At 65.2% G+C, this 18,017-nt stretch carries 18 protein-coding genes; 5 read left to right on the plus strand and 13 right to left on the minus strand.

The features are described 5' to 3' along the window. Positions 1-15: 15 nt before the first annotated feature. A complete protein-coding gene (locus tag AC1D2L_RS00675) occupies positions 16-2,211 on the minus strand; it encodes an RNA degradosome polyphosphate kinase (protein ID WP_476843888.1) in 2,196 nt (731 codons plus the stop codon). A gap of 236 nt (positions 2,212-2,447) precedes the next feature. Here AC1D2L_RS00675 and AC1D2L_RS00680 point away from each other — a divergent pair, with 236 nt between their 5' ends. Then, positions 2,448-3,671: an acyl-CoA desaturase gene (locus AC1D2L_RS00680; protein ID WP_476843889.1), complete on the plus strand. Its 1,224-nt coding sequence runs from the start codon at positions 2,448-2,450 to the stop codon at positions 3,669-3,671. A gap of 96 nt (positions 3,672-3,767) precedes the next feature. Here AC1D2L_RS00680 and AC1D2L_RS00685 read toward each other — a convergent pair whose 3' ends face one another. The 3 genes from AC1D2L_RS00685 to AC1D2L_RS00695 all read right to left on the minus strand — a co-directional run bounded on the left by AC1D2L_RS00685 (position 3,768) and on the right by AC1D2L_RS00695 (position 6,232). Continuing rightward, positions 3,768-4,460 carry a P-loop NTPase family protein gene (locus AC1D2L_RS00685; RefSeq protein ID WP_476843890.1) on the minus strand — a complete coding sequence of 231 codons (693 nt, stop codon included), beginning with the start codon at positions 4,458-4,460 and terminating at the stop codon, positions 3,768-3,770. A 16-nt stretch (positions 4,461-4,476) separates the two neighbouring features. After that, on the minus strand, positions 4,477-5,586 hold the full coding sequence (locus AC1D2L_RS00690) for an AI-2E family transporter (protein ID WP_476843891.1): 1,110 nt from the start codon (positions 5,584-5,586) through the stop codon (positions 4,477-4,479). A 115-nt stretch (positions 5,587-5,701) separates the two neighbouring features. After that, positions 5,702-6,232 (minus strand): CDP-alcohol phosphatidyltransferase family protein, encoded by a 531-nt coding sequence (locus AC1D2L_RS00695; protein ID WP_476843892.1) that lies wholly within the window; start codon positions 6,230-6,232, stop codon positions 5,702-5,704. 136 nt (positions 6,233-6,368) lie between these two features. Between AC1D2L_RS00695 and purM the strand changes: the two genes are divergently transcribed. Continuing rightward, positions 6,369-7,442 carry a phosphoribosylformylglycinamidine cyclo-ligase gene (purM, locus tag AC1D2L_RS00700; protein ID WP_476843893.1) on the plus strand — a complete coding sequence of 358 codons (1,074 nt, stop codon included), beginning with the start codon at positions 6,369-6,371 and terminating at the stop codon, positions 7,440-7,442. Beyond that, on the plus strand, positions 7,439-8,077 hold the full coding sequence (purN, locus tag AC1D2L_RS00705) for a phosphoribosylglycinamide formyltransferase (RefSeq protein WP_476843894.1): 639 nt from the start codon (positions 7,439-7,441) through the stop codon (positions 8,075-8,077). The genes purM and purN overlap by 4 nt, the downstream gene beginning before the upstream one ends. Here purN and AC1D2L_RS00710 read toward each other — a convergent pair. From AC1D2L_RS00710 to AC1D2L_RS00720, 3 genes are all read right to left on the minus strand, one after another. After that, positions 7,990-8,781 carry a helix-turn-helix transcriptional regulator gene (locus AC1D2L_RS00710; protein WP_476843895.1) on the minus strand — a complete coding sequence of 264 codons (792 nt, stop codon included), beginning with the start codon at positions 8,779-8,781 and terminating at the stop codon, positions 7,990-7,992. The two genes, purN and AC1D2L_RS00710, sit on opposite strands and share 88 nt — an antisense overlap. A gap of 133 nt (positions 8,782-8,914) precedes the next feature. Beyond that, positions 8,915-9,277, minus strand: coding sequence for a hypothetical protein (locus AC1D2L_RS00715; RefSeq protein WP_476843896.1), 363 nt, complete (start codon positions 9,275-9,277; stop codon positions 8,915-8,917). A 169-nt stretch (positions 9,278-9,446) separates the two neighbouring features. Further along, a complete protein-coding gene (locus AC1D2L_RS00720; RefSeq protein WP_476843897.1) occupies positions 9,447-11,534 on the minus strand; it encodes a molybdopterin-containing oxidoreductase family protein in 2,088 nt (695 codons plus the stop codon). Between the two features lie 229 nt (positions 11,535-11,763). Between AC1D2L_RS00720 and AC1D2L_RS00725 the strand changes: the two genes are divergently transcribed. Further along, a complete protein-coding gene (locus tag AC1D2L_RS00725; protein ID WP_476843898.1) occupies positions 11,764-12,579 on the plus strand; it encodes a MipA/OmpV family protein in 816 nt (271 codons plus the stop codon). A 138-nt stretch (positions 12,580-12,717) separates the two neighbouring features. Here AC1D2L_RS00725 and ndk read toward each other — a convergent pair whose 3' ends face one another. Together ndk and AC1D2L_RS00735 are read right to left on the minus strand one after the other, a co-directional pair. After that, positions 12,718-13,140: a nucleoside-diphosphate kinase gene (gene ndk, locus AC1D2L_RS00730; RefSeq protein ID WP_476843899.1), complete on the minus strand. Its 423-nt coding sequence runs from the start codon at positions 13,138-13,140 to the stop codon at positions 12,718-12,720. A gap of 109 nt (positions 13,141-13,249) precedes the next feature. After that, entirely contained in the window at positions 13,250-13,519 is a 270-nt protein-coding gene (locus AC1D2L_RS00735) for an SEL1-like repeat protein (protein ID WP_476843900.1), read from the minus strand. Between the two features lie 356 nt (positions 13,520-13,875). Between AC1D2L_RS00735 and AC1D2L_RS00740 the strand changes: the two genes are divergently transcribed. After that, positions 13,876-14,259 carry a DUF2147 domain-containing protein gene (locus tag AC1D2L_RS00740; protein ID WP_476843901.1) on the plus strand — a complete coding sequence of 128 codons (384 nt, stop codon included), beginning with the start codon at positions 13,876-13,878 and terminating at the stop codon, positions 14,257-14,259. Between the two features lie 153 nt (positions 14,260-14,412). Here the strand turns inward: AC1D2L_RS00740 and AC1D2L_RS00745 are convergent, their stop codons facing one another. The 4 genes from AC1D2L_RS00745 to gatB form a co-directional block, all read right to left on the minus strand. Beyond that, the gene (locus tag AC1D2L_RS00745; RefSeq protein ID WP_476843902.1) at positions 14,413-15,120 is read right to left on the minus strand and encodes a glutathione S-transferase N-terminal domain-containing protein; all 708 of its coding nucleotides are present in this window, start codon (positions 15,118-15,120) and stop codon (positions 14,413-14,415) included. 147 nt (positions 15,121-15,267) lie between these two features. Next, positions 15,268-15,762, minus strand: coding sequence for a GNAT family N-acetyltransferase (locus AC1D2L_RS00750; protein ID WP_476843903.1), 495 nt, complete (start codon positions 15,760-15,762; stop codon positions 15,268-15,270). A 45-nt stretch (positions 15,763-15,807) separates the two neighbouring features. Beyond that, complete coding sequence (locus AC1D2L_RS00755) at positions 15,808-16,314, minus strand: N-acetyltransferase family protein (RefSeq protein ID WP_476843904.1); 507 nt, start codon at positions 16,312-16,314, stop codon at positions 15,808-15,810. Beyond that, positions 16,311-17,792, minus strand: a complete 1,482-nt coding sequence (gene gatB / locus AC1D2L_RS00760; RefSeq protein ID WP_476843905.1) for an Asp-tRNA(Asn)/Glu-tRNA(Gln) amidotransferase subunit GatB — start codon at positions 17,790-17,792, stop codon at positions 16,311-16,313. Before gatB ends, AC1D2L_RS00755 begins: the two co-directional genes overlap by 4 nt. Positions 17,793-18,017 lie beyond the last annotated feature (225 nt).

An 18,017-nucleotide genomic window follows, 5' to 3' on the forward strand; every position in this document is an offset into this window, starting at 1 on the left:
GTGTCAGCGCCCGTCTCAGCCCTTCTTGCCGGCCCGCTTGGGAAGGCTGCGGGGGCTGGAATTGGAGAGGGATTTTCCACGTCCGGACAAACTCGGATTGGTCATGAAATACTTATGGGCGTTGAACGACTCGTCACCCGGCGCCGGGACAATGCGTCGCGAACCGCCATCCGGCAAGATCGTCCAGCTCTGTTCGTTGTCGAGAAAGTTCGCCTGCATGATCTGATCGAGCAGTTGCTGATGCACCGTCGCGTTCAAAATCGGCGTCAGGGCCTCGACCCGACGGTCGAGATTGCGTGGCATCAGATCGGCCGAGGAGATGTAGACCTTGGCCTTGGCCGAAGGCAGGCCGCTGCCGGCGCCGAAAGCATAGATGCGGGTGTGCTCGAGGAAGCGCCCGACGATCGACTTGACCCGGATATTCTCGGACAGGCCCGGAATGCCCGGTCGCAGGCAGCAGATGCCGCGCACCACGAAGTCGACCTCGACGCCAGCCCGGCTGGCGTCATAGAGCGCGTCGATGATCACGGGATCGACCAGGGAGTTGCACTTGCCCCAGATCGCGCCCTTGCGACCCGCCCTCACATGCGCGACCTCCTCGGCGATATCGTCGAGCAGGCGCTGCTTCAGTCCCACGGGCGAGACCGACATTTTCTCCAGTTCCGCCGGCTCGGCGTAACCGGTGATGAAATTGAAGACTCGGGCGACGTCCTGCGACATCACGGGATCGGCGGTGAAGAAGGAGACGTCGGTATAGATGCGCGCCGTGATCGGGTGATAATTGCCCGTGGCGATGTGGCAATAGCTCACGAGCTGGCCCGCCTCGCGGCGTACCACCATCGACAGCTTAGCGTGCGTCTTGAGTTCGATGAAGCCGTAGACGACCTGAACGCCGGCGCGCTCGAGGTCCTTGGCCCAGCGGATATTGGCCTCTTCGTCGAAGCGCGCCTTGAGTTCGACAAGCGCCGTCACCGATTTGCCGGCTTCGGCCGCCTCGGCGAGCGCCTGGACGATCGGGGAATTGGAAGAGGTCCGGTAGAGCGTCTGCTTGATTGCCACCACGCTGGGGTCGCGCGCCGCCTGTTGCAGGAACTGCACGACGACGTCGAAGCTCTCATAAGGATGGTGGACGAGGATGTCCTTCTGCCGGATCGCGGCAAAGCAATCCCCGCCATGCTCGCGGATGCGCTCGGGGAAGCGTGCATTGTAGGGCTTGAACTTCAGGTCCGACCGATCGACGCCGACCAGCTGCGACAATTCGTTCAGGCCGATCATGCCCGCGACCTCGACGATCTCGTCGTGCTCGACCTTGAGCTCGCGCACGATCATCCGACGCAGATGCGCTGGCATGCCGACGCTGAGTTCGAGCCGGATCACAACGCCGCGGCGGCGCAGCTTGAGCATCGTCTCGAAGACCCGGACCAGATCCTCGGCTTCCTCCTCGATGTCGAGATCGGTGTCGCGGATGACCCGGAAGGAACCGGTGCCCTTGACGTCGTAGCCGGGGAACAGCTTGCCGATGAACAGCGAGACCGCATCCTCCAGCATGATGAAGCGATGCAGTCCCTCGCGCGCCAGATCCGGCAGCTCGATGAAGCGGTCCATCTTGATCGGCACGCGAATCAGTGCGTCGAGCTGGCGGCCGTCGGTGGTGCGCTCCAGAGCCAGAGCCAGGGTGAAGCCGAGATTGGGGATGAACGGAAACGGGTGGGCGGGGTCGATCGCCAGCGGCGTCAGCACCGGGAAGACGTAGTTCAGGAAATAATCTTCCAGCCAGACCCGCTCCTGCGGACCGATATCGCCGGGCCCCAGCAGATGCAGGCGGTTGTCGCGCAGATCAAGCTTGAGTTCGCTCCAGCGCGCCTGCTGATCGCCGGTCAAGGCCGTGACGGCCTTGCCGAGTTCGGCAAGTTGCTCCGCCGGGGTCAGGCCATCCTGGCTTGGGGTGACGACGCCGGCCTTGTGCTGCTCGCGCAGGCCCGAGACGCGGACCATGAAGAACTCGTCGAGGTTCGCCGCCGAGATCGAGAGGAAGCGCAGTTGCTCAAGCAGAGGATGGCTGCGATTCGAGGCTTCCTCCATGACGCGGCGATTGAACTGCAGCCACGACAGCTCGCGATTCACGAACCGTGCCGGTGAATTCCTGAGATCCGTTGCCGCATAGGCCGGCACGGCCTCCACGACCGCCACATCCATAGGCTCGATGGTCATGCGCTTGGCTTTCGTTCCGGTCGCTTGTCTGGCCACATCTGTCTCCTTCGAGCCTTGAAGCCACCTTAGCGTGACGCTTCGATGACGTGCGAGCCAGAACTGCCGCTGCGACACTGTTTGTCCCGGCCGGCCTGCGTCGAGGGGCGCACTTGCAGAGCGCTCGGCGTTCCTGTTTCGTGCGAGAAGAGCCCCATCCGACGGATCGTGAGGCTCGTACTCACGAGACAGAGGCCTTCTTGACGAACAGCAATACCCACGACGATGGCGACATCGTGTACCCGTCCGCCGTCCCCTTCGTACTCGCGCATCTGGCCTGCCTCGGCGCGCTCTGGAGCGGCGTGACCTGGACATCCATCTGGCTCGCCATCGGGCTGTACTGGCTGCGCATGTTCGCGGTGACGGGCGGCTATCACCGCTATTTCTCGCACCGGACCTACAAGACCAGCCGCCTCGGGCAGTTCGTCCTGGCGGCACTGGCGCAATCGACGGCGCAGAAAAGCGTGCTCTGGTGGGCCTCCAAGCACCGCCACCACCATCGGTTCGCAGACACCGAGCATGACGTGCACTCGCCGGTCCAGAGCTCCTTCTTCTACTCCCATGTCGGCTGGATCTTCTCGCGCGATCACCACACCTTCGACGAGAGCACGATCGCGGACCTCACGAAATTCCCGGAACTGCGCTGGCTGCACCGCTTCGAGACCGCGCCGGCGATCCTGCTCGCGCTGGCCTGCTTTGCCGTCGACGGCTGGGCCGGCCTGTTCGTCGGCTTCTTCTGGTCGACTGTCGCCTGCTACCACGCCACCTTCTGCATCAATTCGCTGGCGCATGTGCATGGCGACAAGCACTACGTCACCGGCGACGAGAGCCGTAACAACTGGTGGCTGGCCATCATCACGATGGGCGAGGGCTGGCACAACAACCACCATGCCTACCAGTACAGCGTGCGCCAGGGCTTTCGCTGGTGGCAGTGGGATCCGACCTACTACATCATCCTGGGCCTGGCGAAGCTGCGGCTGGTCTGGGACGTCAGGGAGCCTCCACAGGCGGTCATCGAGCGCTCGCAGGCGTTGCCGCCGCGCGTGATCGAGCATTCGGCTGCCCGGCTTGCCGCAACCGTTCCGGTCGATCGCATCGTCGCAGCCTTCCAGGAGGCCTATGCGTCGACGCCGTCCTTGCCGGAGTTGCACCTGCCGACGATGACGCTGGCCGAGCTCAAGATCGCGCTGGCCGAGCTCCAACATCGCGCAGGCGATCGGCTGGCCCAGATGCAGCAACAGGCGCAGGACGCGGTCGCGCACTGGCACCTGCCCGTCCTGCCGAGCCGGGAAGAGCTCAACGAAAAAGCCGCCGCGATGTTCGTCAAGACGCCCTCGCTCGACGCGATCGTCTCGCGTGCGCAGGACCTGCTGACCGAAGCGATGCACGCCCGGCTGGTAGCAAGCGAGCCGCAAGCGAGCTGAGTCAGGCGACCGGGGTGGCGAGCGCTGCCATTCCGCCGCTGCGCCATTGCGTAGCCTGCGGGATCACCGACGGCCTCGCGGCTGAGCCGCCCGGATTCAGTCCTCGGGGAACAGCGCTGCCAGCGCCTCTGTGGCGAGTTGCCGCGTGACGCGGCGGCCTCGCTCCAGCGAAAGCCTGTCGAGCCGGTCGACCAGACTGCGGGCGGCTGCGAAGGACCGCTCCATGCGCTGGGCCAGCATCTCGATGATCCCGGCATCGACGATCAGCTGGCGGTCGATGAAGAGCTTCACCAGCACGGCGCGCAGCAGGGCGTCGTCGGGCGGCTCGATCGTCGCATGCGGAGCCAGCCTGAGGCGCGAGAGCAGGTCAGGCACCTTGAGCCCCCACTGATCGGGCGCGGTCCGTGCGGTCAGCAGCAGGTAGCCGCCCCGTGCCTTGATCGCGTTCATCAGGTGGAACAGGGCGGCCTCGTCGGCGATGCCACGGTCGCAATCCTCGACCACGAGCGCGCCGCCGCTCACCAGATGCGGGACGCTGGCAGCCGTGACCTCGGCCGCCGGCACCGTCCAGGCATGGGAGACCTTCGCCCAGATCGCGGCGAGATGGGTCTTGCCGGCGCCTTCGGGACCTATCAGACGCAGCCACGCATCGGGCCATTGCGGCCATGCCTCGACCAAGCCATAGGCGCTGTCGTTCGATGGGCCGATCAGGAAATCCTCGACGCCGTGGCGGCTGTCGACCGGGAGGTCGAAGGCGAGTTGGCGCGGGCGGCTGGTTGTATCGATCATGGTTCCGGCGCTCATATCAGCTTTCGGATTGGGCGCGGGCGCGAACTTCGGCGGCCTTTGCGGCGTTGCCGCCGTGATAGATGTTGCTGGCGAGGTATTGGCGCAGCGCGAAGCGGCAGAGCACGCCGATCACGGCAGCAAGCGGGACGGCGAGCAGCAGGCCGACGAAGCCGAACAGCGTGCCGAAAGCGAGCAGCGCGAACATCAGCCAGACCGGATGCACGCCGATGGAGTTGCCGACCAATTTGGGCTGAAAGATGTTCCCCTCGAGGAATTGCCCAGCCGCGAAGACGCCGAGCGTCGCCAGAGGCCAGGTCCAGTCGGGCCAGAACTGCACGATCGCGACGCCGACCGAGAGCACCAGCCCGGTCAGCGAGCCGACATAGGGGATGAAGGAGAGGAAGCCGCTGATGATGCCGATCAACGCGCCGAAATTCACGCCCAGCAGGCTCAGGCCCACGGCATAGAACAGGCCGAGCAGCAGGCAGACAAGCGCCTGCCCCCGCAGGAAGCCTGCAATCGAGACATCCATCTCCTTGAGCAGGCCGCGGATCGTCTCTCGATGCTCCAGCGGCAGCCAGCCATCGACGGTGGCGACCATGCGGTCCCAGTCGACCAGCAGATAAAAGGCGATGACAGGCGTCAGGACCAGCAGGGAAAAGACGCCGATGATGGCGGTTCCGCCGGTCCAGAGCGACTGCAGAACGCTGCCGACCCATTTGGTGGCCTCGCCGACGAGGTTGCCGAGCGAATTGCGGGCATCCTCGGTGAGCTGCGCGCCGCCGAACCGTTCGAGCCAGGGGCCGCCCCGCTCGAGCACCAGCGCCTGCAGCTTCGCGGCATCGGCGGGCAGGCGCGCGACGAGGCCCGCAAGCTGCTGCCCGAGCAGCGGCGCCAGCAGCACCAGCCCGAGCACGAAGATCAAGAGGAAGACGACGAGGATGGCGATGGTCGCCGCAAGGCGGCTCATGCCCAGCCGCTCGAGCCTGTCGGCCAGCGGATCGAGAAGATAGGCCAGCGCCAGCGCCGCGACGAAGGGCAACAGCACGTCGCGCAACACGACGAGAACGAGCACGAAGGCGACCAGCGAGATCAGCCAGAAGCCGATTTGGCGTTGCAGTGTCATCGGTTCCGGCTCTTTCGCTAGCGGCTGGCAGGCGCGTCACACATGGGCGGCAGAACGACCGGTTCCAAGGATCGGCCGCGCTTCGGTCTCGATCCCCGGCGAGAACCGCCCTCGTTCAGGTCGCCATATGGCGCAGCCAGAAGGCGAGATAGGCGGTCATCGAGCCGACCGTCAACAGCGCAACCAAAAGCTGGCCGAGTTCCGTGGCGTGCCCGGCATCGAGGCCGAAGGCCCTGCTGCACAGGATCAGCGCCGCCAGCCCAAGCTGCGCCGCCGTATTCAACTTGCTGACCGTAAAAGGAGCTATCTCGACCGGTCTATCCATGATCCAGGACAGAATTACGGCCGAGACGATCATCAGGTCCCGGGCAACGACGAGGATCACCAGCCAGGCCGGGATGGCGCCAACGACCGCCAGGGTGATGTAGATCGAAACGATCAGCGCCTTGTCGGCCATGGGGTCGAGATAGGCGCCGAGTTCGCTGCGCATGTCGAAGCGCTTTGCTATGAAACCGTCGATCGCGTCCGATATGCCGGCTGCCACGAAGATGATGAAGGCGGCGAGCCAGCGCGCGTCGATGATCATCACGATGACCAGGGGAACCAGCACGAGCCGACCGATTGTGATCAAATTGGGCAGCGTCATGAGGCCGTCCGCACGAGTCCGGGGCGTCAGGCTAGCATTCGCAACGGTGGATCGGTAACGCGAAAATGGCCTATCGGCTTGCAAGGAGGGGCGCGCTTGCCTATCGCTCGCGCGAACAGAAATGAAGGCCCCCATCATGACCAAGCCGGCCGAGAACGGACTGACCTATGCTCAAGCCGGCGTCGACATCGACGCGGGCAATGCGATGGTCGATGCCATCAAGCCCCTCGTGCGCGCCACGCGCCGGCCGGGCGCCGATGCGGAGATCGGCGGCTTCGGCGGCCTGTTCGACCTGAAGGCGGCCGGTTTCAGCGACCCGATCCTGGTCGCGGCCAATGATGGCGTCGGCACCAAGGTGAAGATCGCGATCGAGAGCGGCCTGCACTCGACCATCGGCATCGACCTCGTCGCGATGTGTGTCAACGACCTCATCGTCCAGGGCGCCGAGCCGCTGCTCTTCCTCGACTACTACGCCACCGGCAAGCTCGACCCGAAGGTCGGCATCGAGATCGTGCGCGGCATCGCGCAGGGCTGCCGCGAGTCCGGCTGCGCGCTGATCGGCGGCGAGACGGCCGAGATGCCCGGCATGTATGCCGAGAAGGATTACGACCTCGCGGGCTTCGCGGTCGGCGCCGCCGAGCGCGGTTCGCTGCTGCCGCGTGCCGACCTCACCGCCGGCGACGTCGTCTTCGGCCTGCCCTCCTCGGGCGTGCACTCCAACGGCTTCTCGCTCGTCCGGCGCATCGTCGCCCTGTCGGGCCTGGCCTGGGATGCACCCGCGCCCTTCGCGCCGGGCTCGAGCCTGGCCGAGGCGCTTCTGGTTCCGACCCGCCTCTATGTGAAGCCTCTGCTGGCGGCGCTCAAGGCGACGAACAGCATCAAGGCGCTGGCGCATATCACGGGCGGCGGCTTCCCCGACAACATTCCGCGCGTGCTGCCCGAGGGCCTCGGCGTGACGCTGGATCTCGCTGCGATCCCGGTTCCGCCCGTCTTCGGCTGGCTGGCCCGGACCGGCGGCGTTGCCGAGCGCGAGATGCTGCGCACCTTCAACTGCGGCATCGGCATGATCGTCGCCACCGACGCAGCCCGCGCCGACGAGGCCGAAGCTGCCCTGAAGGCCGCCGGCGAAGCGCCGGTGCGGCTGGGCGAGGTCGTGGCGTTGAGCGAGGGCGCCGAGCCCGTGACCTATCGCGGCAAGCTCGCCCTGTGACCACCCTGCCCGCCCGCAAGCGCACCGCGATCCTGATCTCGGGTCGCGGCTCCAACATGCTGTCGCTGATCGAGGCGGCGCAGGCCGAGAGCTACCCGGCCGAGATCGCGCTTGTCCTGTCCAATCGGCCCGATGCCGGCGGCATCGAACGCGCCAAAGGCTTCGGCATCGCGACCGCCATCGTCGACCACCGCGCCTATAGCGGGGACCGCGAGGCCTTCGAGCGGGCGATGGACGATGTCCTGCGGATCAACCAGATCGAGCTGATTGCTCTCGCCGGCTTCATGCGGATCATGACGCCCTGGTTCGTCAGGCGCTGGGAAGGTCGGCTGATCAACATCCACCCCTCGCTGCTGCCCTTGTTCAAGGGCACGCATACCCATGCCCAGGCGCTGGCCGCAGGCGTTTCGGAGCATGGCTGCAGCGTGCATTTCGTGGTGCCCGAGCTCGACGCCGGGCCGGTCATCGACCAGGCCCGGGTCCCGGTGCTCGCGGGCGACGACGAGGACAGCCTGAACCAGCGCGTGCTGGCGCAGGAACACACGCTCTATCCGCGCGCGCTCGCCGAGGTTGCCTCGGGCCGAACGGCCTTGGTCGGCGGCGCATTGGTGCGCGGCGAGGCCTCGGGCTCGTAGACGCAACTGCTCTCGGCAGCCCTCGCCTCCTCTTCCTTCTGCCAGCGCCGGAACAGATCGGCCCGGCGCGCCGGATAGCGCTCTTCGCGCAGGACGAGATCGGTGATTCGGTCGGTGCGGAAGTGACGGAAGTCCTGGCGCAGTTCGCACCATGCGATGACGATGCGCACACGCTCGTAGAACGTCATACCGATCGGCCAGACCATCCGCTGCGACTCGCGGCCCGCTTCGTCGCAATACTGGATCTGGAGCTTGCGGCCCTGCCGTATTGCGGCGCGAACGCCGGCGATATCGACGACATCGACCGGATGGTCGGCGCCATAGGCGGGCGCGAACAGCGCGCCGTCGAGCAGGATCGGCTTGAGATGGGCAGGCAGCACGGCAGCGACCTTGCTCACTACGTCCTCGGCGGCTCGCGCAAGCACGGGATCGGCCCGCTCGGCGAGCCAGCGCATGCCGACCAGGACCGCCTCGATCTCGTCGGGCGACAGCATCAGCGGCGGCAGGTCGAAGCCGGCGTCGAGGACATAACCGATACCGGCCTCGCCTCGCACCGGCACGCCCTGGCGCATCAGCGCCGCGATGTCACGATAGACGGTCCGCACAGACACGTTGAGTTCGGACGCCAGCGTATCTGCTGTGACGGGCCTGCGCCGGCGGCGCAGGCTCTGGATCAGGTCGAGCAATCGTTCGGCGCGCTGCATGACTTGTCTGTCCCCATCCGCTGTGCGTCGAGCGACACTGCAACAGCATGCTACCGAAACCTGTCAGCAGCATGGCAGTAGCGGCATCGCTCCGCAAAGCGGGGGGCGTCTGTACGCGCCGGTCAGGCGATCCTCAGATCGGGCGCTTCAGCTTGCACCGGTCGATGAAATCCAGCCCCTTGGCACGGGCGGTGTCATTGAAATAGCCGGTGTCGCGGAAGGCCTGGATTTCATCCTTGGTCATCGCATTGACCGTGCCCTTGGCGTAGCAGCTGCACGGCGTATGCACGGCCTCGCGCGTCGTCGCCAACAGCTGCGACTGCGTGTGCAGGCAGGCGTCGAAAGCGCGAAGCTGGATCATGTAGGGGGTCAGGTTCTTCGCAGTGGGGTCAGGCGGGGGCAACGGCGCCGAGCCGCTCGCCGCGAGCGCGACCGTGGCGCCCAGCGCAAACAAACCACCAGCCAGCAAGGCCGCACCCATACGCCGCATCATCATCGTCGAACTCATTTCTGTGAAACCGTCACGCCACCGCCCGCTTGCGGCTCGCATGTGCGAAAGGGATGGTCCACAGCGGGTTTGAAAGGTCAAGACTCCCCGATGCCACGCAGGCGCCAATTCGCAATAGTAACGGACTTGCGATGCCTAGCGCGGGGTGTCTGCGTCCTCAGGCAGGCCTGATCCAGACTTTCACATCGTGGAAGGCGGCGCCACCGAACGGAGCGACCGCATCGGCGCCGGTGATCGTGTTGATGCCGCGGCCGTGACGATGAGCGGAATTAGGCCAGATCGACTCGGCGATGGCCACGCCCCGCACCACACCCGCAAACAGGACGGCGTGCAGATGAACGCTGCCCCGCCCGTTACCGATCACCACCTCGTCCCCGGCTGCGATGGCGAGTTGCGCCGCATCGTCGGGATGCAGCATCAGCGTCGGCCGGCCTTCCTTTTTCAGGGAGCCCGGCGTCTCGGTGAAGGTCGAGTTCAGGAAGCTGCGCGCCGGGCTCGTCGCGAGCCGGAAGGGATGCGTCTCGTCGGCCTTCTCGATGACAGCCCAGTAGTCGGGCAGAGCCGGCATCTGTTGATAGGGCCCGACCGGCCCGGCATTGGCGTTGGGCACCTTCGGCCAATCCGGCTTGAAGCGGAACTTGCCGTCGCGATAGCCGAAACCGTCAAGATAATGAGCCTTACGAAAATCAGGCTGGATGTCGATGAAATCATTGGCGATCAACGCGTCGAGCGTGCCGCGGCCGCTCTCCTGCAGCGTCCAGTCCACGATCTCGCGCGACGTCATCGCGAAGCCGCGATGCTCGGCGCCGATGCGTTCGGCGAGCGCGCAGATCACGTCATGGTTCGAGCGGCACTCGCCGGGCGGGTCGATCAGCTTGCCGCCCCACATGATGTGCTGGTGGCCGCCGCCCTGGTAGAGGTCGTCGTGCTCCATGAACTGTGTCGCCGGCAGCACTATGTCGGCCATGGCGGCCGTCTCGGTCATGAACTGCTCATGGACCACAGTGAACAGGTCGTCGCGGGCAAAGCCCTGCTTGACCAGTTCCTGTTCGGGCGCGACCGAGACGGGATTGGTGTTCTGGATGAAGAGCGCCTTGACCGGCCCGCCCTGGCGCAGCGCATCTGCATCACCCGTCAGGACCCGGCCAATCTGCGACTGGTCGAGCTGGCGCACGCTGCGATCGGCGACGTCGAGCCCCTCGATCAGGCTCTTTCGCCAGTTGTAGATGCCGCCATTGTTGTGGAAGGCGCCGCCGCCCTCATATTGCCAGGCACCCGTCACGGTCGGCACGCAGAGCGCCGCATGCATCGAGACCGCGCCGTTGCGCTGGCGTGCGAACCCGTAGCCGAGCCGGAAGAAGCTCTTCTTGCGCGTGCCGACGAGCATCGCGAATTCCTCGATCTGCGCGACCTCGAGCCCGGTGATGGCCGCCGCCCACTCCGGCGTGCGGGACGCCAGGTGTGCCTCCAACTCGGCCGGCGCGTCGGTATGGGCTTCGAGATAGTCGCGGTCGGCATGGCCGTCGCGGAACAGCACGTGCATCACGGCGCAGGCGAGCGCGGCGTCGGTGCCGGGACGCAGCACCAGAGCGAGGTCGGCCTGCGCGAGCGTCGCGTTGTGGTAGATGTCGATCGCCACGATCTTGGCACCGCGCTCCTTGCGCGCCTTGACCGCGTGATTCATCACGTTGACCTGGGTGTGCACAGCATTCGTGCCCCAGATCACGACGCAATCGGACTTGGCCATCTCGCGCGGGTCCGGTCCGGCGAGCCTGCCCGTCCCAGCGATGAAGCCGGTCCAGGCCATGGTGGTGCAGATCGTCGAGTATTGCCCGGAGTAGCGCTTGGCGTGGCGCAGGCGGTTGATGCCGTCGCGCATCACCAGCCCCATCGTGCCGGCATAGTAATAGGGCCAGATCGCCTCGGGCCCGTGCTCGGCCTCGATCGCGAGGAAGCGGTCGGCGATCTCGTCCAGAGCCTCGCCCCAGGAGATCGGCTCGAACTGGCGTGACCCCTTGGGCCCCGTGCGCCGCATCGGCTGCAACAGGCGATCGGGGTGGTGGATGCGCTCGGCATAGCGGGCGACCTTGGCGCAGATCACACCGTCGGTGTAGGTCTGGCGCTTCGAGCCCCTCACCCGCCCGATGGTCCTGTCATCGATGACCTCCACCTCCAGAGAACAGGCGGAAGGGCAGTCATGCGGGCAGACGGAAGGCATGTGCCTGATGCGGGGAAGCGCGGTCATGCTGCATTCCTAGACGAAGTCGCGTAAGAGAGAAATCCAGAAGGCTCGCCTTCACGTACCATCGCTAACAGCCGTTCCAGCTAGGCCTTTGTGCCTGCGGCGCGATGTCTCGCCGGCTTTTCAGCCGATCTCATCACAGAATCACCGTCGTCAACGACCGCTTAACGCTAACGAGGCAGATTGAATGAACTTGTGTTTCAGAAGGCGCCGTCGCGCCGGAGTTCTGCCTATGCGTAGCGTTGCGTTCGTTTCGGCCCTGTCGGCCTGTCTCATGCTCCCGGCTGCGGGCTATGCCCAGTCCAGCGACTACAGCACCCTCACCTCACCCGAATCAGCCCAGAACTGGCACCTCCGGCTGGGCGCCGGCCTGCGCTACCAGCCCGACTACATGGGCTCTAACGACTTCATCTTCTCGGCGCGTCCGATCATTTCGCTCGGGCGCGGCGTCAAGAGCACCTGGTGGGCGGCGGAGGACGACGCCATCAGCATCGGCGTGTTCACGGGCCAGGGCTGGCGAGTCGGCTTCTCGGGCGACCTGCTCTGGAAGCGCAGCTCCGGCACGAACAGGGCGCTGTACGGCATTCCCGAGGCGAAGTTCGGCGCCGAGGCCGGCGCCTTCGTCGAGTTCTACCCAACCTCCTGGCTGCGTGCCCGAGCCGACCTGCGGCGCGGCTTCTTCGCCCATGATGCGCTCGTGGCCGACTTCAAGCTCGATGCCTTCACCCGCGTCGGCCCCTGGTCACTCGGCGTCGGCCCCCGCATGCGGATCGTCGGAGCCGACTACGTCAGGACCTATTTCGGCACCTATGGTGGATGGCCGGGATCGGGCGGGTTCCTGCAGCGCTACAATGCTGGCCTGCATTCGGTCGGCGCGATCGCGCAGGCGACCTACAACTGGACCGAGAAGTTCGAGACTACGGCCTATGTCGAGTTCAAGCACCTAACGGGCGATGCAGCGAAGTCGCCGATTGTAAAGACCTACGGCTCGCGCAACTCGATCACGCTCGGCATCTCGGCGAGCTACGCCTTCGACCTGGGCTTCTGATCGTCCAGGAAATCCTGTCGCGCCATCCCGGACAACGGCGAAAGCCGCAATCCGTCCGGGATGGTCGAGCAGATCAGCAACAAAAAAGGGCAGGTCGTTTCCGACCTGCCCTTTCGCATATCCGGGGTGCGGCTGGGATCAGCCAACGATCTCGTTGCCGGAGAAGAACTGGGCGATCTCGATCGCTGCGGTCTCCGGGGCATCTGAACCATGGACGGTGTTCTCGCCGACGGACTCGGCGAAGAGCTTGCGGATCGTGCCCTCGGCGGCGTTGGCCGGGTTGGTGGCGCCCATCACGTCGCGATAGGTGGCGATGGCGTTCTCGGCCTCGAGAACCTGCACGACAACCGGAGCCGAGATCATGAACTCGACGAGTTCGCCGAAGAACGGACGCGCCGAATGGACGGCGTAGAAGGTCTCGGCCTGGCCCTTGGTCATCTGGATGCGCTTCTGCGCGACGATGCGAAGGCCGGCCTTCTCGATGACAGCGTTGACCGCGCCAGTGAGGTTGCGCTTGGTCGCGTCGGGCTTGAGAATGGAGAAGGTGCGCTGAACAGCCATCGGTCGGTCCTTGGAAAATCGGGGATTTGTGGCGCGCTTATAGCGACCACCTCCCCGCCCTACAAGGCTCGGCGGCGTGTTCCTGCGTTGCTAACGAGCGAGACGCGGCTCAGTGGCGCGTCAGGAAGCTGCGGGCTTCACGCAGGGCCTTCGCGATCTCGTCCTGGCTCATCTCCATCGCCAGTTCCTGGCGCGACGCGGCAGCGCGGCTGCATCCACGAGCGAAGGCGATGTTGAACCACTTCTGCGCGGCGACCAGATCGACCGGCGCGCTGCGGCCGGCTGCGTACATCAGGCCGAGTTCGTAATAGGCCTCGGCCGAAGCCTGCGCCGGGATCACCAGGGAAGCGGGGATCGCGCTCATTTCCATGCGTGCCATGACATCCACCCTCTTTTTTTGGCGCCGGAACAGCTCTTTCGAGGTCCCGGCTTGTGAGGTTGAGCTTTGGCTCGCCTCCTTAAAAAGCGCGCTAAAATTCGAGATGAATCGAAGGTCTACGAAACGTAATCACCGGGTTAAATCAAGAATCCGTTCAGGCTCTCAAGGCGAAAAGCGCATATTTATCAGTATCATTTGAACCGTATCTGAACCTTGACGTTGACGATGCGTTCACCCTGCCGCACGGGGAGGCAGGCAGGACCGGGCAATTTCACTCGCTTGGAAGCCGCCGCGATCTCCGATATGGTTCATATCTGAACCATGCAGCATAGCTGGTCTGACCCAGGGAGGATGATATGCGGATTCGATCGAAGCTGATGCTGGCAGGCGCTGGCCTGGCGCTGACCTTCTCGGCAATGCCTGCCTCTGCGCAGGACGTGAGTGGCATCTGGCAGCGGGAGACCGGCGCATCGCGGGTGCGCTTCGCCAAATGCGGCGAGGCCATGTGCGGCACGCTGGCCTGGCTCAAGGACGCCAACGGTCCCGCCAAGGTCGGCCAGCGCATCTTCTACGACATGAAGCCCAGCGGCGCCGGCAAATGGAGCGGGAGCGCCTTCAACCCCGAAGACGGCAAGACCTATTCGGGCACGATGACGCTGGCGGGCGACGCGCTCACGACCTCGGGCTGCGTCATGGGCGGGTTGATCTGCCGCTCGGTGAAGTGGTCGCGGGCCAACTGACGGCTCTCCCAAGAGCGGGCCGACCGGCACCGTCATTGCGAGGAGCGTAAGCGACGAAGCAATCCAGGGGTGACGCGCTCTACGCCCAAATGGATTGCTTCGCTGTGCTTGCAAGGACGCTTGCCGCGACGACGCCGTGAGACGGTGCCGCCCTCAGCGCGCCTTCTGGTTGAAGAGCATCGCGTGCTCCTCGGGCGTGCGTTGCTCGGGGGGCTTGCGCAGTTCGGAGGCGACGGCAAGCCCGCGCTGTACGCCGGGACGCGCCTGCATGGTCTCGAGCCAGCGCGCGACGTGCGGGAACTGCTTGAGGTCCTGGCCTTGCTTTTCCCAGCCCTTGGCCCAACCGATGCAGGCCATGTCCGCAACCGAATAGTCGCCGCAGATGTAGTCGCGCCCTTCAAGGCGCTTGTTCAGCACGCCGTAGAGGCGGTTGGTCTCGTTGGTGTAGCGTTCGATGGCGTAGGGAACCTTCTCGGGCGCATAGAGCCGGAAATGATGCGTCTGGCCCAGCATCGGCCCGAAGCCGCCCATCTGCCAGAACAGCCACTCGTCAACGGCGACACGGGCGCGCTCGTCCGTCGGGTAGAACTGCCCGGTCTTGCGGCCGAGATATTGCAGGATCGCGCCGGATTCGAAGACCGAGATCGGCTTGCCGTCCGGTCCCTCGGGATCGACGATCGCCGGCATGCGGTTATTGGGCGAGATCGCCAGGAACTCCGGCTTGAACTGGTCGCCCTTGCCGATATTCACCGGGACGACGGTGTAGGGCAGCCCGCACTCCTCGAGCATGATCGAGATCTTCCAGCCATTGGGGGTCGGCCAGTAGTAGAGATCTATCGGCTTGGTCTGGCTCGCGGGCATGGTGCGGCTTTCCGTAACTGATGACGATGCGGTCGCGAGTTGTAGGCCCCTCTCCATGCATGAGAAAGGGGCTGATCGTGCTTGGCGCGCGGCCTCGCCATGTCTTGATTGCGCATGTCTTGATTGGGCAGCGGAGTTAGACGGCGCTCACGTCTCGATCGTCTTCTTGAAGCCCGCATGGCTCTGGTCGAAGCCGAGCCTGGCGTAGAAGCGATGCGCATCGAGGCGGCTGTTGTGGGATGTCAGCTCGACCAGGCCAGCGCCCTGCTCCTTCGCGAAGCCGACGGCATGGTCCATCATCACCGCGCCGATGCCCTGTCCGCGACACTCCGGCGCGACATGGACGCTCTCCACCTTGGCGCGCTTGCGCCCCCGCGCGGCGAGCCCGGGCGTCAGCGTGAGCTGGTAGGTCCCAACCACCGTGCCGGCCTGCTCTGCCACGAAGACCGTGCTGTAGGGGCTGGCCTCCAGCTCGGCAAAGGCCTTTGCATAGGCGGGGTGCCTGGCCTCGGCTGCGATCTCGTCGGGTGTCAGTGCCTGTGTCGCCGCTCCCAGCATGATCAGCGTTGCGACGCGCTCAAGGTCTGCGCGGGCGGCGGGCCGGAGCGTGATCTCGGAGGCGCGGGAGTTCAGCGTCTTCATCGTCCGTCCTGTCTCTGCATCGCTCGGTCGCGGCGCGGCGGCGGCTCAGGCCGCGAAAAGCCGTTTGGCCATCATCAATGTGTTTGGCGTGTCCTCGCGCCCGTCGAAGCGGGCCTGCCTCTGCAGGAAGAAGCCCATGCGCTCGTAGAAGGTGATTGCCGGCTCGTTCTGGCTTTCGACTTCGAGCCGCGCGACGGGGGCCAGAGGAAAGCAGGCCAGGATCACCTGGAGAAGCGTACGACCGACACCCACGCCCTGATAGGTCGGCAGGACATAGAGCCGTGTAAGCAGGACCGAGCGGTCAGTCTCCATTCGGGCAGAAGCGGTGGCGATGATCTCGTCGCCGACCTGCGCTATGAGAAAGGCGCTATTGTCGCGCCCGAGCTGGGCCGTGAGGCTGTCGAGCGAATGCCAGGCGTTGGTGATCTCCGCAACCCGCTGCCAGCCATAGATGCCGTCATAGGTCGCGTGCCAGGTCTCCACCAGCAACGCGCGCACCGCCGGAAGATCGGCGGCCGCGGCGTCGCGGATGGTGAGACCTTCGGGGGTCACTCGATGCCCAGCTTCGCTTTCAGGATCTCATTCAGCGCCTGCGGGTTTGCCTTGCCGCCCGAGGCCTTCATGGCCTGGCCGACAAACCAACCCAGCATGGTCGGCTTAGCCTTGACCTGCTCGACCTTGTCGGGATTGGCGGCGATCAACTCGTCCACGGCCTTCTCGATGGCGCCGGTGTCAGTGACCTGCTTCATGCCGCGTGTCTCGACGATCTCGCGGGGGTCGCCGCCCTCCGACCACAGGATCTCGAAGAGATCCTTGGCGATGCGGCCCGAGATCACGTTCTCGCCGATGAGATCCACGAGGCCGCCGAGTTGGGCGGCTGCGATCGGCGAGGTGGTGACGTCCTTGCCTTCCTTGTTCAGGCGGCCGAAGAGCTCGTTGATGACCCAGTTGGCAGCGGCCTTGCCGTCGCGCCCCTTGGCCACGGCCTCGAAATAATCGGCCTGCTCGCGCTCGGCGACCAGCACCGAGGCGTCATAGGGCGAAAGCCCGTAATCAGCGATGAAGCGCGCCTTCTTGGCGTCGGGCAGCTCCGGCAGGTCAGCCTTCAGCGACGCGACGAAGGCATCGTCGAATTCGAGCGGCAGCAGGTCAGGATCCGGGAAGTAGCGATAATCATGCGCCTCTTCCTTGGAGCGCATCGAGCGGGTTTCGCCCTTGCCGGGATCGTAGAGCCGCGTCTCCTGGTCGATCTTGCCGCCATCCTCGATGATTCCGATCTGGCGACGGGCCTCGACGTCGACCGCCTGGCCGATGAAGCGGATCGAGTTGACGTTCTTGATCTCGCAGCGCGTGCCGAGCTCAGCGCCGGGCTTGCGCACGGAGACGTTCACGTCAGCGCGCAGGTTGCCCTTTTCCATGTCGCCGTCGCAGGTACCGAGATAGCGCAGGATGGTGCGCAGCTTGGTGACATAGGCGCGTGCTTCCTCGGCCGAGCGCAGGTCGGGCTTGGAGACGATCTCCATCAGCGCCACGCCGGAGCGGTTGAGGTCGACGAAGCTCATGGTCGGATGCTGGTCGTGCATCGACTTGCCCGCATCCTGCTCGAGATGCAGGCGCTCGATGCCGACCGTGATCTGCTCGGTCGGCGAGAGATCGATCTCGATCTCGCCCTCGCCCACGATCGGGCTTTTGTACTGGCTGATCTGGTAACCTTGGGGCAGATCGGGGTAGAAGTAATTCTTGCGGTCGAAAACCGAGCGGTTGTTGATCTGGGCGTTGAGGCCCAGCCCCGTGCGAACCGCCTGGCGAACGCATTCGGCATTGATGACCGGCAGCATGCCGGGCATCGCCGCATCGACGAGGCTGACATGAGCGTTCGGCTCGCCGCCGAACGCCGTGGAGGCGCCGGAGAAGAGCTTAGCGTTGGAGGTCACCTGGGCATGGATTTCCATGCCGATCACCACTTCCCAGTCACCCGTAGCGCCCTTGAGGAGCTTCTTGGGGTCGGCGGGGCGGACATGCGCATTCATCGTGTTGGTCTTCCGGCTCGGATTGCTGGTTTATCGGTTACGATTTCGGCGCGCGAGCGGCAAGCTTTGTTGCAACGGCCGATGTCGCTCATCTCGCTCCCAGGGCCCGCGGCTGTTGCGATCCTGCCACCCCGCGGCCGCAATCTTGCTAGTTTGCCCAGCCCACGCCACACTGTTGAGTGATGGATCTTGACAATCGTCAGTCGCCACCCCTTCTTGCGCCGC

It is taken from the genome of Allobosea sp. P1_B10 (genome assembly GCF_056406735.1).

Bases quoted from the DNA above. Each gene is read 5' to 3' on its own strand.
- AC1D2L_RS00675 (WP_476843888.1), bottom strand. From the start codon at position 2,211: ATGACCATCGAGCCTATGGATGTGGCGGTCGTGGAGGCCGTGCCGGCC.
- AC1D2L_RS00685 (WP_476843890.1), bottom strand. From the start codon at position 4,460: ATGATCGATACAACCAGCCGCCCGCGCCAACTCGCCTTCGACCTCCCG.
- AC1D2L_RS00690 (WP_476843891.1), bottom strand. From the start codon at position 5,586: ATGACACTGCAACGCCAAATCGGCTTCTGGCTGATCTCGCTGGTCGCC.
- AC1D2L_RS00695 (WP_476843892.1), bottom strand. From the start codon at position 6,232: ATGACGCTGCCCAATTTGATCACAATCGGTCGGCTCGTGCTGGTTCCC.
- purM (WP_476843893.1), top strand. From the start codon at position 6,369: ATGACCAAGCCGGCCGAGAACGGACTGACCTATGCTCAAGCCGGCGTC.
- AC1D2L_RS00710 (WP_476843895.1), bottom strand. From the start codon at position 8,781: ATGCAGCGCGCCGAACGATTGCTCGACCTGATCCAGAGCCTGCGCCGC.
- AC1D2L_RS00715 (WP_476843896.1), bottom strand. From the start codon at position 9,277: ATGATGATGCGGCGTATGGGTGCGGCCTTGCTGGCTGGTGGTTTGTTT.
- AC1D2L_RS00720 (WP_476843897.1), bottom strand. From the start codon at position 11,534: ATGACCGCGCTTCCCCGCATCAGGCACATGCCTTCCGTCTGCCCGCAT.
- AC1D2L_RS00725 (WP_476843898.1), top strand. From the start codon at position 11,764: ATGCGTAGCGTTGCGTTCGTTTCGGCCCTGTCGGCCTGTCTCATGCTC.
- ndk (WP_476843899.1), bottom strand. From the start codon at position 13,140: ATGGCTGTTCAGCGCACCTTCTCCATTCTCAAGCCCGACGCGACCAAG.
- AC1D2L_RS00735 (WP_476843900.1), bottom strand. From the start codon at position 13,519: ATGGCACGCATGGAAATGAGCGCGATCCCCGCTTCCCTGGTGATCCCG.
- AC1D2L_RS00740 (WP_476843901.1), top strand. From the start codon at position 13,876: ATGCGGATTCGATCGAAGCTGATGCTGGCAGGCGCTGGCCTGGCGCTG.
- AC1D2L_RS00745 (WP_476843902.1), bottom strand. From the start codon at position 15,120: ATGCCCGCGAGCCAGACCAAGCCGATAGATCTCTACTACTGGCCGACC.
- AC1D2L_RS00750 (WP_476843903.1), bottom strand. From the start codon at position 15,762: ATGAAGACGCTGAACTCCCGCGCCTCCGAGATCACGCTCCGGCCCGCC.
- gatB (WP_476843905.1), bottom strand. From the start codon at position 17,792: ATGAATGCGCATGTCCGCCCCGCCGACCCCAAGAAGCTCCTCAAGGGC.